General features: G+C 67.8%; 22 protein-coding genes. 5 read left to right on the plus strand and 17 right to left on the minus strand.

Annotation, left to right across the window (positions count from 1 at the left end):
* Positions 1-39: 39 nt before the first annotated feature.
* From EJK15_RS72050 to EJK15_RS60470, 13 genes are all read right to left on the minus strand, one after another.
* Complete coding sequence (locus EJK15_RS72050; RefSeq protein WP_171075239.1) at positions 40-393, minus strand: DUF3846 domain-containing protein; 354 nt, start codon at positions 391-393, stop codon at positions 40-42.
* Between the two features lie 384 nt (positions 394-777).
* The gene (locus tag EJK15_RS60415; protein ID WP_138719405.1) at positions 778-1,038 is read right to left on the minus strand and encodes a hypothetical protein; all 261 of its coding nucleotides are present in this window, start codon (positions 1,036-1,038) and stop codon (positions 778-780) included.
* A gap of 379 nt (positions 1,039-1,417) precedes the next feature.
* Positions 1,418-1,651 (minus strand): hypothetical protein, encoded by a 234-nt coding sequence (locus EJK15_RS60420; RefSeq protein ID WP_138719406.1) that lies wholly within the window; start codon positions 1,649-1,651, stop codon positions 1,418-1,420.
* 13 nt (positions 1,652-1,664) lie between these two features.
* Positions 1,665-1,847, minus strand: a complete 183-nt coding sequence (locus EJK15_RS60425; protein ID WP_138719407.1) for a hypothetical protein — start codon at positions 1,845-1,847, stop codon at positions 1,665-1,667.
* Positions 1,844-2,380 (minus strand): HAD domain-containing protein, encoded by a 537-nt coding sequence (locus EJK15_RS60430; protein ID WP_206061946.1) that lies wholly within the window; start codon positions 2,378-2,380, stop codon positions 1,844-1,846. Before EJK15_RS60430 ends, EJK15_RS60425 begins: the two co-directional genes overlap by 4 nt.
* Entirely contained in the window at positions 2,377-2,658 is a 282-nt protein-coding gene (locus EJK15_RS60435) for a hypothetical protein (RefSeq protein ID WP_138719408.1), read from the minus strand. Before EJK15_RS60435 ends, EJK15_RS60430 begins: the two co-directional genes overlap by 4 nt.
* Positions 2,655-2,954, minus strand: a complete 300-nt coding sequence (locus tag EJK15_RS60440) for a hypothetical protein (RefSeq protein WP_138719409.1) — start codon at positions 2,952-2,954, stop codon at positions 2,655-2,657. Before EJK15_RS60440 ends, EJK15_RS60435 begins: the two co-directional genes overlap by 4 nt.
* A complete protein-coding gene (locus EJK15_RS60445) occupies positions 2,954-3,193 on the minus strand; it encodes a hypothetical protein (protein WP_138719410.1) in 240 nt (79 codons plus the stop codon). Before EJK15_RS60445 ends, EJK15_RS60440 begins: the two co-directional genes overlap by 1 nt.
* 78 nt (positions 3,194-3,271) lie before the next feature.
* Positions 3,272-3,505, minus strand: coding sequence for a hypothetical protein (locus EJK15_RS60450; protein ID WP_138719411.1), 234 nt, complete (start codon positions 3,503-3,505; stop codon positions 3,272-3,274).
* 68 nt (positions 3,506-3,573) lie between these two features.
* On the minus strand, positions 3,574-3,978 hold the full coding sequence (locus tag EJK15_RS60455; protein ID WP_138719412.1) for a DUF6197 family protein: 405 nt from the start codon (positions 3,976-3,978) through the stop codon (positions 3,574-3,576).
* Entirely contained in the window at positions 3,975-4,607 is a 633-nt protein-coding gene (locus EJK15_RS60460) for a vWA domain-containing protein (RefSeq protein ID WP_138719413.1), read from the minus strand. Before EJK15_RS60460 ends, EJK15_RS60455 begins: the two co-directional genes overlap by 4 nt.
* 83 nt (positions 4,608-4,690) lie before the next feature.
* A complete protein-coding gene (locus EJK15_RS60465; RefSeq protein WP_138719414.1) occupies positions 4,691-6,127 on the minus strand; it encodes a UvrD-helicase domain-containing protein in 1,437 nt (478 codons plus the stop codon).
* A gap of 56 nt (positions 6,128-6,183) precedes the next feature.
* The gene (locus EJK15_RS60470; protein WP_138719415.1) at positions 6,184-6,444 is read right to left on the minus strand and encodes a hypothetical protein; all 261 of its coding nucleotides are present in this window, start codon (positions 6,442-6,444) and stop codon (positions 6,184-6,186) included.
* A gap of 359 nt (positions 6,445-6,803) precedes the next feature.
* On the opposite strand from EJK15_RS60470, the gene EJK15_RS60475 reads away from it, so the two are divergent.
* Positions 6,804-6,992, plus strand: a complete 189-nt coding sequence (locus EJK15_RS60475; RefSeq protein ID WP_171075241.1) for a helix-turn-helix domain-containing protein — start codon at positions 6,804-6,806, stop codon at positions 6,990-6,992.
* A 66-nt stretch (positions 6,993-7,058) separates the two neighbouring features.
* Here the strand turns inward: EJK15_RS60475 and EJK15_RS60480 are convergent, their stop codons facing one another.
* Positions 7,059-8,195 (minus strand): tyrosine-type recombinase/integrase, encoded by a 1,137-nt coding sequence (locus tag EJK15_RS60480; protein ID WP_138719417.1) that lies wholly within the window; start codon positions 8,193-8,195, stop codon positions 7,059-7,061.
* A 41-nt stretch (positions 8,196-8,236) separates the two neighbouring features.
* On the opposite strand from EJK15_RS60480, the gene EJK15_RS76860 reads away from it, so the two are divergent.
* The 4 genes from EJK15_RS76860 to EJK15_RS60495 all read left to right on the plus strand — a co-directional run bounded on the left by EJK15_RS76860 (position 8,237) and on the right by EJK15_RS60495 (position 11,640).
* Positions 8,237-8,371, plus strand: coding sequence for a hypothetical protein (locus EJK15_RS76860; protein ID WP_276615562.1), 135 nt, complete (start codon positions 8,237-8,239; stop codon positions 8,369-8,371).
* Between the two features lie 426 nt (positions 8,372-8,797).
* A complete protein-coding gene (locus EJK15_RS60485; RefSeq protein WP_138719418.1) occupies positions 8,798-10,231 on the plus strand; it encodes an MFS transporter in 1,434 nt (477 codons plus the stop codon).
* Between the two features lie 233 nt (positions 10,232-10,464).
* The gene (locus EJK15_RS60490; RefSeq protein WP_138719419.1) at positions 10,465-11,100 is read left to right on the plus strand and encodes a hypothetical protein; all 636 of its coding nucleotides are present in this window, start codon (positions 10,465-10,467) and stop codon (positions 11,098-11,100) included.
* Positions 11,101-11,295: 195 nt separating this feature from the next.
* Positions 11,296-11,640: an RNA polymerase-binding protein RbpA gene (locus EJK15_RS60495; protein ID WP_138719420.1), complete on the plus strand. Its 345-nt coding sequence runs from the start codon at positions 11,296-11,298 to the stop codon at positions 11,638-11,640.
* Positions 11,641-11,874: 234 nt separating this feature from the next.
* On the opposite strand, the gene EJK15_RS60500 is transcribed toward EJK15_RS60495, so the two are convergent.
* The 3 genes from EJK15_RS60500 to lnt all read right to left on the minus strand — a co-directional run.
* The gene (locus EJK15_RS60500) at positions 11,875-12,360 is read right to left on the minus strand and encodes an FxsA family protein (protein WP_138719421.1); all 486 of its coding nucleotides are present in this window, start codon (positions 12,358-12,360) and stop codon (positions 11,875-11,877) included.
* 61 nt (positions 12,361-12,421) lie between these two features.
* Positions 12,422-13,171 (minus strand): polyprenol monophosphomannose synthase, encoded by a 750-nt coding sequence (locus EJK15_RS60505; RefSeq protein ID WP_138719422.1) that lies wholly within the window; start codon positions 13,169-13,171, stop codon positions 12,422-12,424.
* Positions 13,172-13,173: 2 nt separating this feature from the next.
* Positions 13,174-14,906 (minus strand): apolipoprotein N-acyltransferase (gene lnt / locus EJK15_RS60510; protein WP_338089962.1); only part of this gene is annotated, 1,733 nt, incomplete at its 5' end.

The following is a 14,906-nucleotide window of genomic DNA, read 5'->3' on the forward strand; positions in this document are numbered from 1 at the left end:
GGCAGCTTCAGTTGGTAATAGAGACAGGGCTCGCCCTTGTCACGATTCGGAGATGTCGAGGAGCGCGGTCAGCAGCCCGATCGCCTGGTCCTCGGTGAGGTCGATGCTGTTGCCCTCGTCGTCGACCGAGCACAGCAGGACAGGGCCGAAGTACGGCTGCCAGACCTTGCCGAACCGTCGCGCGAGCATCGTCGCGGGCATGTTGACGGTCTTGTCGTACAGGCCCATGTCGTCGAGCCACATGTCGAGGTTGTCCGTGAGGCGGACGACGTCCACGTACGAGCAGCCGAGCACCTTGTACATGGTGTGGAGCCGGTCGTGGCCGTTGTCTGGCAGGTTGACCTTCAAAAGGTCGCCGTCCGGATGGAGGACGTACGCGGACGCGGAGCTCACGCCGCCCCTCCGGCCGGAACGAGGGAAGGGCCGAACTCCTCCTCGTGCCAGAACTCCAAGAGGCCGAACGCCTCTTGGAGCGCCGGTTCCGGGCGAGACGCAGAACAGCCCCCACCACAGGCGCAAGGCTGTCCAGGATCCAACTTTTCGGCCATGTGGTCCGCGGCTTCGCGGTTCATCGTGTCGGCGAACAGCGGCGTCCGAACGCAAGGGCCGCCCAGGTACAGACAGGTACGCCCGCATCCCAGGTTGCCCGACCCACCCGGATCGGGTGTGTGAACGTACAGGTCTGATGACCATCCGCCGATGCGGTACAGCTCGACCGCGCCGGCGGGCGAGACGACGGCCCACCGCTGTTCGTCGTTGTCGTTGAGGGTGTGACGCTCAGCCATTGCGGAACGCCTCGTCCTTGTTGAGGTCGGCCGCGATCAGGTCGGCCGCGTACTCCGCGCCGACCTGGGCGACGAAGTAGCCCATGTGGTCGGCGTGCTCGACCGGCCAGCCCTTGCCGAGCGCTTCTTGCTTGGCCTCGCTGGCGGCCCGCACGGCGGCGGCGCGGATGTCGAGGCCGCCCGCCATGCGCTCGTCGATGATTTCTCGGGCGCGGCGGGTGAGGTCTTCGCGGCGTTCGTTCTGCCAGTTCAAAACCAAATCTCCTTGCAAGCTGTTTTGCTTACATCACTGCTGGCCCCCGTCCGGTCGAACGGAGCCAGCAGTGGGTGTCGTCTTTCGCGTGCTCTGCCAGGCGTCACCCGCGCAGGGTGGCCAGCTCGGAGGCGTCGGACGGTTGTGGATGCGCTAAGCAGCGGCCGGACGTGGGCCGAAGATGTCCTCGCCGAAGACCTTGATGTCGTGGAGGGTGTTACCGCCCTTGAACAGGCGGTGGTTCGTCGCGCCCTGGATGGGGAGCCCGAGCAGGCGGGCTGCCCGGTAGGCGACGTGGATGACGGTTGCGTCGGCGCGGTCGAATCCACCTGCCCGTTCGACGTAGCCTGCGGGGTCGTCGTCCGTCGCGATCAGGTACTCACGCCACGCGGACGTGGGCTTGGCGAACCATTCGCCCCCCCGCGAGCTGGGCCACCCAGCCGGCGAAGCACATGCCGCTGCGGCAGCGCCAGTCCTCCTGGACGTGGACAGGGCCGCTGGTGGCGTCGCAGAGGCTGGGCAGGTAGCCGACGTACTGGTGGACGGCCCAGAACAGCGCCGCTTCGCGCAGCCTGCTCAGTTCGGGTTCCGCGATGGTGGTCGGGTGGGACATGATCTCTTCCTTCCTAGAGGGTGGTCCACTTGCCGTTACGGAGGACCAGGTGCCAGGTGGAGCTGTCGGCGAGTGCGCGGGCTTTGAGCAGCGCGCCGTTCTCGCGGACGTTGAGGATTTCGGCCGGGCCGATCCTGGTGGAGGTGACGATGTCGCCTACGGCAGGCGTGGTCGGGGTGGTGAGGGTGGTCGTCATGAAGGGGTTCCGTTCTCGCTGAGGGAGGCGAACCAGGCCGCGGCCTGGCGGAGATGACGGTCGTTCAGCCCTTGGCGCGGGCCGACCTGGATGATGCGGAAGCTGCCGACGCCGTCGTGGCCCTTGAGGAATTTGGTGTCGGAGCGGGTGAGGTCGTCGTCGAACCACACAAACGGGCGTCCGGCGACGTACTCGGCAACCTGCGGAGTCTTGTGACCAACGCCAGGCACCTCTCTGCCGACATTGACGGGGATCACTGGCAGTTCCGGAAGGCCGATCCGCGGCCCGATCTCGCGGTTCGCGAGCTCCACCCACGTGGTCGCCCACACCAGAGCGCTGCCTGTGTCGTGCGCCAACTCCAGCAGCATCGGCCCATGCGCCGGGTTGAGCACCACCCGATATGTCATGTCATGGCCGATAGCTTCATGGACCTCCCATTCAGGGCCGGGGCGGTACCACGGGTTGAGCACACCGTCGACGTCGAGCAGGATTAACGGGCGGCTCGCGGCGGCTTCCGGCGGCGTGATCGTCACTGGTTCGTCTCCGACCATTGGCTGATCAGGTCGGCCACTTCGCGCTCCAGATCAGCGGTGTGACTCAGCAGACCTGCGGCGACCTTCAAGCCGTAGTTGGTGATGAGTGGGCCGTGGTCGCCCTGCTCGTGGCCCGCCTGGGCCTTGCCGGATGCCTCGCTCATGTGCTCGGCGTGGCAGCGCAGCGCGTTGGTGATGACGTAGCCGTGCCGGGTGAGCAGGTCGTGGGCGCGTTTGGCCTGCTCCAGCCACGCGGGGTCGATGTCGTGCGCGTTCACGCTGGCGTCTCAAGCTCGTCGAGCGCGGCCCGCAGGGCGGCCTCGATCGTTTCGTGACGCGGCGTGGTGGAGACCTTGCCGGTCAGCCACTGGCCGCGCGTGTAGTAGCCGCTCTCCCGCAGCGCCTTGCACACCTGGCCATACTTGCCGCCCACCGTGTAGAACTCGGCGTGCACCATGTCCCGCGTGGTGATCGAGAAGCGGCCACGCTGGATGATGCGCAGTACGCCGTGTTCGTCATCTTCGAGCGGCTCGGTGCGGTTGCGGTGCACCGTGTGGATGTGGTCGCCGAACATCAGACGATCTCGATGGTGACGGTCACCAGGCACATGCCGACGAACCGCGCCTTGAGCTGCTGGGCCTCTTCGACGCTGCGTTCGCGCGTCGGCGGAAACACCACGGCTGCGACGGCGACGGCGACTTCCTGAAGGGTGTTGATGGCCACAAGGTCGTCCCGCGTGATGGCGGATTGGTGCTCGCCGTTGATGGCAACGGCGACAAGCTTCATCTCATGGCTGATCGGGTCGGTGGACATGGTTCTCCTTACAGGTCGGGTGGGGATGGGGTGGCGGCCCGGCCGGGGAAGGGTCCGAGCCGCCACGATCAGGGGCGGCTACCAGTCGCCGCCGGACGAGTCGTCGGACCCGGCCCAGCCGGTGTCGGCGTCGAAGACCTCGACGCCGCCGATGTTGATGTCGCCGTCCGGCTCGATCTCAACGAACGGGACGCCGCCGCCCTCTACGTCGCTCCCGGTCCGGCGGGTGGGCGAGGCAGGCGGGTGGCTGCGGCTGCGGCGCTCCCGCACCGTCCGGCAATGAGTGCAGTTGCCGTGCTGGCCGTTGTGCATGGGTGATCAGGTCCTTTCGGGGTGAGGGATAGCGGCCCGGCACGTCGCCGGGCCGTCGTGGTGTGGATTCAGCGGCTGTCTGCGAGGTCCGCCGCCTCGGCGACCTTCGCCAGGACCTCTGCGTCGGTCGGCGTCGGGAAGCTCCTGCGTCCGTCGTGCCAGTCGGCGAGGAACCCGATCAGCGTGTTGTCCCGCCCGTCGTAGCCGCCGATCACGTCAGCGAGCGCTCGGCCAGCCGAACGAGCGACACGGACCTTTGCGCCGATACCGGGCCGTTCCTCCGGCCAGGCCATGTCGGGCCTCAGCCCCGCCGCGATGTTGATGGCTCCGACGATGCACACCGCGCACTGCTCGGCCGGAACGTCCCGAGCCTCTGCCTTCCAGTCGTGGTAGCTGCCGACGTAGCGACCGTTCGTGGTGATGACTTCGCCAGCGCGGCGCAGCACAATGCCGGGCGTCAGGTCAGTGGTCATGTCTGGCCTCCACCCTGGGTAGCGTCCCGCTCGTCGTTGGTGAAGCTGTAGTCGCCCGTCCGGCTGCCGCGTGCCACCATGCCGCTCGCGGTGGACAGAGACTCTTCGGTGCGGTCCCCGCCGTAGTGGACGGTGCGGGCGCGCTGGATGCCGACGCTGTCGGCAACGTCGAAGGCGTCCATCTGCGTAGACAGGAAGACGAACACCCATCCGGCGGTGGACTCCATGAGGGTGACGAGCTTCTTGACCGCCTCGGCGGTGTACTCGCGGGATGCGTTCTCTTCGCCATCCGTCTGGATGACGATCAGGACCACGGCAGGCTTGTCCGCGTCCGGCAGGGCACCGATCTGCTCGCCGACGCGGGCGATCGTGAAGCCGATGGCGTCGAACAGCGCGGTGCTGCCGCGCGGCTTGAGCGAGAAGTCGGGCGCGTCCGCGAGCGGCGTGTTCTCGTAGACGACCTCGAACCGGTCGTCGAACTGGTAGAGCGACACGGTGGTGGTCGCCTCGACCTTCGCCTGGTCGGCGAGGAACACCTTCAGACCGCCCTCGGCGTCGTTCTTGACCGAGTACATGGATCCGGAGCGGTCGAGCACGACGGCGATGCGCCGGCGCTTGGGGTTGGCCACGATGGGGCCTCTCTGTGAGGGGATTGGTCGGATGCCGGCCCAGCCTGAGCGGGCCACGGATACGGTTATCTAAATTGCTTACGTCAGCGGCGGTAGCGGTCAACCCATGCCAGGCCGCCCCGGTCGAGGACGTGCTGGGCGCGGGTCACGGTGACGTAGGCAAGCATGGCGTCGTCGGGCCGGATCTTGCCCCGGCCGCCGTCGTCGTTCGGCTTCGGCTCCGTGAAGTCGCCCGCGATTTTGACCCGCTTCCACTCGCGGCCCTTGGCCTTGTGCGCTGTGGACAGCGTCAGCTCGGCGCGGTCCTCGCGGTTGAGCTGGTCCGCCACATCAATGATCTTTTCAGCGCCGTGGGTGTCGATGAGGTTGACCATCGGCGCGAGGTCGCTGCCGGACTCCTCGAACCGTACGTAGTCCTGCACCATGCCCCACGTTTGGAAGCCGCACAGCTCAGGGTGGTCGCAGCCGCGTCCGGCCTGGAGCTGGAGAGCCGCTTCGGCGAGCGACCGGATCGCCTTGCCGCCGCCGACCAGCGCGACCTGGCGGCCCTTTTCGAGCGCGCTCATGGCCTGCACTAGCGCTTCGGCGTTGGTGCGGCACAGGATGGCTTCCGGCTCGTCCAAATCGGTGATCCGCGAGTTGATCAGCTCGAATCCGCGTAGGCGCAGCGGCGCGTCGAGGATGCTGAGCCACTGATTGGCCTCCGCGGCGATGGCCTCCCCGAACCTGAACGACTGCGACAGCGTCAACCGCGTTCCGTTGAACTCGCGCATCGCGTTCTGCGCGCCGCGCCATCCGTAGATGGACTGCGCCTCGTCGCCGACCATCACCTTCTGCGTGTTGCGCTGCCCCTCGAACACCTCGACGATCGGCGGGTTGCTGTCCTGGGCTTCGTCGAGAAGGACGAAGTCGTAGGAGAGCTGAGGGTTGGTCAGCGTCCACATCTTCAGGTAGCAGTCGTGGGAGTAGGGCAGCTTGCCATTCGGGTTGGTGAGGTCGGCCCACGCCTTGACGGCGATGGGCGGGACGACCTCGGCGAGAGCGTTCATGGTGTCGGCGTCGTCGAGCCCGGCCAGCTTGGCGATGTTGTGGTGGACGATGTCACGGGTGGCGGAGCGGGTGTATCCGGTGACGGTGGCCATGACGACGCGGGCGAGCTGCTGGGGTGCGAGGATGACCTCGTCGTTGACGCGAACGGGCTCGTTGATGTGGAGCAGTTTCGCCACGAGGTACGACGACATGCGGGGGGCCTTGAGCCGCCGGAAGAAGCGCCGTCCGACCGCCGCGAAGGCGAGGGCGTGCGCGGTCTTGCAGGTCACGTTCTGCGGGAACGAAGCGGCGGCTTCCACCTGGATGGCCTTGTTGTAGGCGATGTACAGCCCCTTCGCTTTGGGGGTAGCGGCGGCGCACATCTTGAGGGTGCTGGTCTTTCCTGCGCCGGCACCTGCGTTGATGACGAGGTTCTTGCCTCCGACGAAGGTGTCGGTGATTTCCTGCTGTTCGATCGTGGGAGTGGGCATGCGGGTCTCCTGGTTGGCCCTTCGGATGGATTTCTTGGCAAGCGTTAGTGCTTACGTCAGCATGCGCGGCAGTCCGCGCGGTCATGCAACGAGCAGTAGGTCATGGCGTGCAGATCGTCGCCGCAGTGGGGGCAGGCGGGCGGCTGGCCGTCCTCGGCAGCCCAGAAGTACATGCCGTTGTCCTGCCGCCAGAAGCAGGAGGGACAGTAGTAGGCGGGGTCGCTGCCGCCCTTGATTGCGAGGATGGCGGCGGGTTCGTCGGCGGCGAGCTGGTCGGCGCAGATGACCGTTGCAACCAAGGCTGGGGCTGCGCTCAAGGCGGCTCCTGGGGGTTTTCGGGGGGCGTTTCCGCTTGTCACACGCTCTTGGATCTTGGTTTGTGACACTGAACCCAGCCTAGCTGTATTTGCACGCAAGTCAACGATTTGAACGACTTAATGCACACGTTGCGCAACGCCCAAGATCATCCACGACGCACCCCCGCGACCGATACGCGACGCACAGGTGTGCGTGCGACGCTCTCAGATCCACACCAAGACGCAACGTCGAGCACCGAGACCCCCGGGAGACGCGCGACAAGATCGACACGACAGAGACCCACACAGACAAGATCGTTTGTGCGGTAAAAAAGCACTAACGCTTACGCCAGATGACCAAAGACCACTACAGTTCACCCATGCGACGACCCGAAAGCTCCCCTTCCAAGCTGCTCACCGTGGAAGCGGTCGCCGACTACCTCGATAAGAGCCCTCAGTGGGTGTACAAATCCTTCCGCCGGCAGGGCGGCATGCTCTACCGGGTTGGTGGAGAGCTGCGCGCCTACCAACACGAGTTGGACGCCTGGGTGCGATCGCAGGCGGCGTAGGAGCACCCACCCCAGCCAAACAGCCCCAAGAGAAGATCTCGGGGCTGTTTGACGCTCTGCCGCCTTTCAGACCGCGAGCGCGCCGTTGATCACTGACGCCGCCTTGAGAGACTGCTCAGGGATCAAGTGGAAGTAGTACTTGAAGGTGGTCTGCACGTCCGTGTGCCCCAGCCATACCGACACGGTGGCCAGGTCCACACTGCCGATGATCGAGTGCGTGGCGAAGAAATGGCGCAGGCAGTGCGGCTCGATCTCCTCCCGCCCGATCCGCGCCCTTGCCACATTGAACCGCTGCGTGTAGTTCGTCCGAGCGATCGGGAAGTCCGGCCTGCCGCCTGGGAAGAACAGCCCCGACGCCCCCACCCCGAAGTCGCGCAGATGCCGCTCCAGCTCGTCGCGCACGAGATCAGCGAGGGGCAGGTCCCGCCAATCGCCTTCCCGCTTGTTCTTCAGAGGCCTCCACGCCCCATACGGCGTCCACTGCCTGGCGAGCCGGAAGTGGTCCCCCATTACGCAGGACGTGTCGGTCCCGATCGTCTCACCCTCCCGCATGCCGAGCCCGGCCATCAGGAAGATGGAGAGCCTGAACCGCGGGTCGATCGAGTCGGCCAGGGCATGGATCTCCTCGGCGGTCGGCAGGTACCTCGGCTGGGGCTTGTACTCAGTGAACCTCAGACCCGTCACCGGGCTGTCCGGGCGGATGGCCTCGTCGACGGCTTTACGCATCATGCCGCCCATGAGGGTTCCGATGATGCTCTGAACTTCACCGGGCGAGACCTTCTGTTCCTCCAGCTCTCGCTGCCAGGTAAGCATATTCGCTTGCGTAATGCCCTTAACACGGTTGCTGCCCCAGCGGGGGACGATGTAGTTCTTGATCCGCCCTCGGTGCGCCCTGATGGTCGTGGGGGCGAGGTTCTCCTGTTCGATCCGGTCGTCGAGGTAGGCCGTCATGTAGTCGGCGACGGTCGGTCCTGCGCCTCGCGAGAGGTAGCCAGGGATTGCCCCGCGCCGGCGCTTGGCATCATCCACGGCGGTCTGGAAGTCCTGCGCGTCGCGCTTGGTCGGGAACCGGCGCTCTCGCTGCCGGCCGTCCTCGTCCTGGTACTGGAGCCGCCACTTACACGGACACGCCTTGCCGGCGTGAGGACACGGCTTGCCGTTGCCCTGTACCTTCTTGATGGTTCCACGGCCCTGCTGGGTCATGGGTTGAGTCCTCTCTCGTGGAAGGCGATCATTGTAAGGTCATGGACACGACACTCACATTTGACCGGCTACCTGCGAGAACAGGAAGTTCGTCAATCATGACCGACAACGTCACCGGCCTGCGCGAGGTGCTCAAACGGCGCGGCCAATGGCATCCAGGCAGCCTGGCGGCATGACACCCACCTGACAGCCCGGCCGCCCGGCCACATCCACAGCGACACGACCGGCCAGCCGAATGGCCGCCTAGGAGGGAACCATGCCCGTACCCGCACCGTCCCTCAACACTGAGCAGGAGTGAGTCCCGCGCAGCGGCACGCCCCGAACGGTCTTGGGCGCACTGGTCCCCCACGTTCAACCCCAGGCGGCGACGCACGTCCGGCGTGCGGTCCGATCCAGGGCGGCGGGTTCCCTGCGACCTGGCCATGTTGGCGCGGCCAGAGGCAGTGGGGAGGCCCCGGACCATCTCTCCGGTGGAACGGGGGCCCCGAAAGCTGGCGCCGCACTAACGCACCCCAGGTCGCTACACAGCGTACAGACATGGTATCTGTCTGTCAACGCAAACACTTACTCAAGCGAGCCCATACATAGGAATGCCCTCCTCAATGAACAGTCCTCACCCCCCCGTGGCCCTCGACGACTCCCCCGCAGCGCGCCGGCGCGAGCAGCGCGGCTGGTACATCTACGACTGGGCCAACTCCGCCTTCTACACCACGGTCATCTCGGTCTTCCTCGGCCCCTACATCATCCCGGTCGCCAAGACCGCGGCCTGCGCCAAGGACTTCCCGAACGTGCCCGCCGACACGTGCGTGAGCAACTTCGACATGCTGGCCGCCGAAAATCCGGGGCTCGGCTACGTCGACGTGTTCGGCGCCGACATCAGGCCGGCCGCGTTCTTCGGGCTGATGCTGACGATCGCGGTGTTCCTGCAGATCATCGTGCTGCCGATCGTGGGCGCGCTGGCCGACCACACCGGCCGCAAGCGCGAGATGCTCGGCGGCTTCGCCTACGCCGGCGCGCTGGCCACGATGGGGCTCTACTTCGTCGAGGGCGACCGCTACATGCTGGGCGGCGTGCTGTTCGTGCTGGCCAACCTGGCCTACGGCTGCTCGATCGTGGTGTACGACTCGTTCCTGCCGCAGATCTCCAGCCCGGCCGAGCGCGACCGGGTGTCCTCGCGCGGCTGGGCCATCGGCTATCTCGGCGGCGGCCTGCTGCTGGCCCTCAACCTGGCGTTGTTCCTGCAGCACGAGAGCATGGGCCTGACCCAGGGCATGGCGGTGCGCATCAGCCTGCTCTCGGCCGGGCTGTGGTGGGCGACGTTCACGATCGTGCCGCTGCTGCGGCTGCGCAACCGGCCCGTGCCCGCGCACGAGACCACCGCGCTGCGCTCGGTCGGCGGCAGCTTCCGCCAGCTCGGCCGCACCCTGGCCGAGCTGCGCAAATATCCGCTGACGCTGCTCTTCCTGGTGGCGTACCTGGTGTACAACGACGGCATCCAGACGGTCATCGGTAACAGCGCGGCCTTCGCCTCCGAGGCTCTCAAGCTGTCACAGACGGTGCAGATCTCCGCGATCCTCATGGTGCAGTTCGTGGCGTTCTTCGGGGCGCTGCTGCTGGGCGGGCTGGCCCGCCGATTCGGCACCAAGCGGACGGTGCTGGCGAGCCTGGTGCTGTGGACCGCGATCGTGATCGCGGCCCTGTTCGTGGCCGAGGGGCAGGCGCTGCAGTTCTACCTGATGGCGTTCGCGATCGCGATCGTGCTGGGCGGCACGCAGGCGCTGTCGCGGTCGCTGTTCTCGCAGGTGATCCCGAAGGGGCGGGAGGCGGAATACTTCAGCCTGCTGCAGATCAGCGACAAGGGGTCGGCGTTCATCGGCGGGCTGACGATCACGATCGCGCTGCAGCTCACCAACAGCTACCGCATCGCCATCGTTTCCATGATCATCTTCTTCGTGATCGGGTTCGTGCTGCTGGCCCTCGTCAACCTGCCCAAGGCCATCCGCGACGCGGGCAACGAGGTGCCCGACACGATCTGATCAGGACGAGGCGGCTGGCAACATCGTGCCCGGGCCCTGGGCCGCGCCGGGGCCGCGGACGGCCGTCACCGTGTCCGCTGTGGCCTCGCCACCGCAGTGCGGGCAGGTGACGACCGGGGTGAAGGCCCTATGGGCGGTCGCCGCTCCAAAGAGAGAGCACTGATCTTGACATCGGCACGCCATGACGAGAGCATTGCTCTCACAAAGGAGCGACGCACTCTCTAGGAGCATTGATGGGCCCCCGACTGACCTCCGCCGCCTTCGCCGCGAGCGGCATCCTGTTCCTGCTCTACCCGGTGATCCGCCCCTCCGGCGACGACGCCGTCGCCATGGCCGCCACCGCCTGGGTCGCCGGGCACGCCGCCGCGATGCTCGGCTTCGTCCTGCTCGGGCCGGCCATGCTCGGCCTGCACCAAGCGCTCGGCGACCGGCTCTCCCTGCGCGCGGCGGTGGTCACGTCGATCGGTACCGGCCTGACGCTGCCGTACTACGGGGCGGAGGACTTCGGGCTGAACGTGATCGCCCAGCGCTCCCTGCGTGACCAGGCACCCGCGCTGATGGAGCTGGCGCAGGAGTTCAGGTATGGGCCCGTCGCGGTCAGCATGTTCGCCGCCGGGCTCGCACTGCTCGGCGCCGGGGCAGTCATGGCGGCGGTCTCGGTGTGGCGCTCCGGCACGCTGCACAGGTGGAGCGGGACGGCGCTGGCGCTCGGATTCGCGCTGTTCATCCCGCAGTTCTTCGGCCCGTACTCGCTGCGGATCGCGCACGGCGCCCTCATCATGATCGGCGGCCTCTGGCTGGCGGTGTCCCTGGCCACCGGGCGGCGGCGGGAGCCCGTCGCGATCGGGGACGTGCGTCACGCGGTGTGACGACCGGGAACTCTCAGATCACCTTAATCGCGTGAACCCCTGAAATGCGGCGAGAATCGGGGGCCGCGGGAAGAACCGACGTCCCAAGCGCGATTGGATCACCTCGCAGGTGGGAATCCCATCACGGTACCAAGCGTTAGACACCGTGGGAGACAGACCCCCCACGCAAGGGGGCCCTGTAGGAGGCATTTAAACATGGGCGAGCGCGCGCTTCGTGGCACCCGGCTCGGGGCAACCAGCTACGAGAACGACCGTAACACGGATCTGGCCCCACGCCAGGAGGTGTCCTACACCTGTCCTAAGGGCCATCGCTTCGAGGTTCCGCTTGCCGCTGAGGCCGAGATTCCCTCGACCTGGGAGTGCCGCATGTGCGGCGCGACCGCGGTACGCGTGGACGGCGAGCAGCCGGAATCGAAGAAGACGAAGCCACCGAGGACGCACTGGGACATGCTCCTGGAACGGCGATCCATCGAGGACCTTGAGGAGGTGCTCAACGAGCGGCTCGCAGTCCTGCGGGCCCAGCGTCGTAAGAGCGCCTGAGCTTCTCTCACGGTACGACCCCTGGGCTGGAACGCCCGGGGGTCCCTTATTGCCCGCCCTGGGATCGGGCGCCGTCAGCTGAGCGGTGCCTGGGGGCGCCGACTCCTTCAGCCGGGCGTTCGCCCAGCGAAGTCGCCGCAGAGTCTGCGGGTGACAGCACTGCGCGAACGCGGCCAGGCCAGGTCCCTGCGTTTCGCCCCAGGGTTCCCAGGGGCATCAGCCCACGCGTGTGGGCTAGGAGTCGCGGTCCTCGCGGATGACCTCTCCGTGCACGACCCGGCCGCCGGCGTCGGGGCGGGCCTGGGAGCCGGGGCCGGGCGGGAAGAGGTTCGCGTACGGCGAAGACGCCGCGAGCTTCTTGACCCTGCGCTCGAAGAACCACGCGCCCAGGCGGCGCATCATCGGCCGGGTGAACGGCAGCACGCACAGGAACCCGAACACGTCGGTGAAGAAACCCGGCGTCAGCAGCAGCGCGCCGCCCACCAGGATCAGGCCGCCGTCGGCCAGCTCGCGGTCGGGCATCCGGCCGGACTGCAGCGCCTCCTGGAGCGCCCGCCAGGCCCGGCGCCCCTCGCGGCGCACGATCCAGGCGCCCAGCAGGCTGTCGGCGATGAGCAAGGCCACCGTCGCGGGCCCGCCGATCACGGACCCGACCTGGATGAGCAGCCAGATCTCCAGGATGGGGACGACCAGGAAGGCCAGGAAGAGCAGGAGCCGCATTGTTTCCTCGATTCCGCACGCGTGTACGCCACGAACAACGCGCGGCGGCCCGCGTACGTTCCTATCCTCGCTCGCCTTTGCCGCGCAGGCGCTTGGGCAGGCCGGTGACGCCCCACAGGCCGATGCGCCACAGCGCCTCGGACATGACCTTGCCGTTCATCTTGCTCTTGCCCACCGTCCGCTCCACGAACGTGATCGGCACCTCCACCACCCGCAGCCCGTGCCTGGACGTGCGCAGCGTCAGATCGACCTGGAAGCAGTAGCCCTGCGACTCCACGCCGGACAGGCCCACCTTCTCCAGGGTGGCGGCGCGGTAGGCGCGGAACCCGGCGGTCGCGTCGCGTACCGGGAGGCCGAGCATGACGCGCGTGTAGACGTTGGCGCCCTTGGACAGCAGCTCGCGCCGGTGCGGCCAGTTGACCACCTTGCCGCCCGGCACGTAGCGGGACCCGATCGCCAGGTCGGCGCCGTCGGCCACCGCCTCGAGCAGCTTGGGCAGCTCCTCGGGCTGGTGCGAGCCGTCGGCATCCATCTCCACCAGCACGTCGTAGCCTTCGTCCAGCCCCCACCGGAACCCGGCGATGTAGGCCGCGCCGAGGCCCTGCTTGCCGGGCCGGTGCAGGACGTGCACGTGGTCGTCGCCGGCGGCGAGCCCGTCGGCGACCTCGCCGGTGCCGTCGGGGCTGTTGTCGTCGGCCACGAGCACGTGGGCGTCCGGCACGGCGGCGCGGACGCGCTCGACGATCGCCGGCAGATTGTCGCGCTCGTTGTAGGTCGGTACGACGACGAGCACCCGGCCGAGACTCTCCATGGTCAGTCGCTCCTCATCCGGTCGCCTCGCCGCCTGCCACGCCATGCGACGACTCCGGCGGCCGCCACTCCCATCACCATCAATGCCCACTCAGGAAGAGCTCCCACCTTGGTGGCGATCGTTTCCTGGGTGCGTACGGGCACCTTCACCACGTTCATGTCCGCGACCAGTTCGCGGGTCTGCCAGGAGACCTTACCGTCGGGCGTGACGAATGCCGAGATCCCGGTGGTGGCGGCGGTCACGACGGCCCTGTTGTGCTCGACGGCGCGCAGCTGCGACATGGCCAGCTGCTGCGGCGGCAGGTTGGACAGGGCGTAGGTGGCGTTGTTGGTCTGCACCACGAGGGGAGTCCCCCCGGCGCGTACGGTGCCGCGTACGGTGTCGTCATAGGCCACCTCGTAGCAGTTGACCGCGCCGATCGTGACCGGGCCCATCTTCAGGTCGCCCGGCTTGTCGCCGGCGATCGACTGCCTGCCGACCAGGCTTGCCCGCTCCCACAGCGCCAGCACGATCTCCTTGAACGGCGTGTACTCGCCGAACGGCACCAGGTGCTGCTTGTCGTAGTAGTCGCCCGCGCCGGTCACCGGGTCCCACACCAGGCTGCGGGTGGCGCGATGCTCCTCGCCGATCGACGCGACGGCTCCGACGAGCGTGGGCACGCCGACGTCGCGGACCGAGTCCTGGATGATCTCCCGGGCGGTCTCGTCGCGGTAGGGGTCGATGTCGGTGGAGTTCTCCGGCAGGACGACCAGATCGGGCTTGGGGAGCTTGCCGTCGCGTACGGCCTGGGCCAGGCGCTTCGTCTCGTTGGCATGATTTTTCAGGACAACGGCGGGCTCGTCGCCGAGGGCGTACATGCCCCGGCCCGGGACGTTCCCCTGCACGATGCCGATGTTGACGGTACGCCCCTCGTCGCCGGGCCGCGGCACCGCGAAGCTCAACACCGGCACGGCCAGGGCCATCGCCAGCGGGAGGGCTCTGTGCCATGGCCGGGCCGCCGGGCGTACCAGGACGGCGTGGGCCATGAGGGCGCCGCACAGGGCGACGGCGAACGACACCAGCGGCGCGCCGCCGAGCGCGGCGTAGGAGGTGAACAGCGACTCGCCCTGGCTGAAGGCCACCCGCGCCCAGGGGAAACCACCGATGGGCACCAGGCCGCGGGCCCACTCCATGGCCACCCACAGGCCGCCGAACCACAGCGGCCACGCGCGCAGCCTGAACACCAGCGCGGCCAGGGCGGCCATGGCGGCGTAGAACAGGCATTCCGTGCCGACCAGCATGAACCAGACGTCGTCGCCGATGGCGCGCACCCAGGCCAGGGCGGGGAAGAGGAACACCGCGGCGCTCAGGTAGCCGATCCAGGCGGCGCGCTTGGGGCGGGTGCCGTAGAGGGAGCCGACGATCAGCCCGATGCCGAGGGGGGCGCACAGCCACCAGCCGAGCGGCGGGAACGCGGCGAACAGCGCCACCCCGCCGGCCACGGCCGCCACCACCCGGGCCAGCAGCACCTTGCCCGGCTCCCGCCCGGAACCGCCCACTGCGGGCCCGGCCACGGGTGGTGCGCCAGCGCCGACGGGCGCGGGCACGGCTGCGGCCTGCGACACGTCGCCGGGCTCCGGCACAGTCTCCGCCTGCCGCGCACCGGACTCCGGCACGATCTCGCCCGCGCCGTCCCTTGTGCCTCCGCGCGCCGCATCGGACGGGAGCGCCTGCTCGGGCGTCGGTGCGGGCACCC

Source organism: Nonomuraea basaltis (genome assembly GCF_005893125.1).
Taxonomy (GTDB): Bacteria; Actinomycetota; Actinomycetes; order Streptosporangiales; family Streptosporangiaceae; genus Nonomuraea; species Nonomuraea basaltis.

What these genes read in the sequence shown, in the direction of transcription:
- EJK15_RS60420 (WP_138719406.1), bottom strand. Translation starts at nt 1,651, where the DNA reads ATGTCCCACCCGACCACCATCGCGGAACCCGAACTGAGCAGGCTGCGC.
- EJK15_RS60425 (WP_138719407.1), bottom strand. Translation starts at nt 1,847, where the DNA reads ATGACGACCACCCTCACCACCCCGACCACGCCTGCCGTAGGCGACATC.
- EJK15_RS60440 (WP_138719409.1), bottom strand. Translation starts at nt 2,954, where the DNA reads ATGTTCGGCGACCACATCCACACGGTGCACCGCAACCGCACCGAGCCG.
- EJK15_RS60445 (WP_138719410.1), bottom strand. Translation starts at nt 3,193, where the DNA reads ATGTCCACCGACCCGATCAGCCATGAGATGAAGCTTGTCGCCGTTGCC.
- EJK15_RS60450 (WP_138719411.1), bottom strand. Translation starts at nt 3,505, where the DNA reads ATGCACAACGGCCAGCACGGCAACTGCACTCATTGCCGGACGGTGCGG.
- EJK15_RS60455 (WP_138719412.1), bottom strand. Translation starts at nt 3,978, where the DNA reads ATGACCACTGACCTGACGCCCGGCATTGTGCTGCGCCGCGCTGGCGAA.
- EJK15_RS60465 (WP_138719414.1), bottom strand. Translation starts at nt 6,127, where the DNA reads ATGCCCACTCCCACGATCGAACAGCAGGAAATCACCGACACCTTCGTC.
- EJK15_RS60475 (WP_171075241.1), top strand. Translation starts at nt 6,804, where the DNA reads ATGCGACGACCCGAAAGCTCCCCTTCCAAGCTGCTCACCGTGGAAGCG.
- EJK15_RS60480 (WP_138719417.1), bottom strand. Translation starts at nt 8,195, where the DNA reads ATGACCCAGCAGGGCCGTGGAACCATCAAGAAGGTACAGGGCAACGGC.
- EJK15_RS76860 (WP_276615562.1), top strand. Translation starts at nt 8,237, where the DNA reads ATGGACACGACACTCACATTTGACCGGCTACCTGCGAGAACAGGAAGT.
- EJK15_RS60485 (WP_138719418.1), top strand. Translation starts at nt 8,798, where the DNA reads ATGAACAGTCCTCACCCCCCCGTGGCCCTCGACGACTCCCCCGCAGCG.
- EJK15_RS60490 (WP_138719419.1), top strand. Translation starts at nt 10,465, where the DNA reads ATGGGCCCCCGACTGACCTCCGCCGCCTTCGCCGCGAGCGGCATCCTG.
- EJK15_RS60495 (WP_138719420.1), top strand. Translation starts at nt 11,296, where the DNA reads ATGGGCGAGCGCGCGCTTCGTGGCACCCGGCTCGGGGCAACCAGCTAC.
- EJK15_RS60500 (WP_138719421.1), bottom strand. Translation starts at nt 12,360, where the DNA reads ATGCGGCTCCTGCTCTTCCTGGCCTTCCTGGTCGTCCCCATCCTGGAG.
- EJK15_RS60505 (WP_138719422.1), bottom strand. Translation starts at nt 13,171, where the DNA reads ATGGAGAGTCTCGGCCGGGTGCTCGTCGTCGTACCGACCTACAACGAG.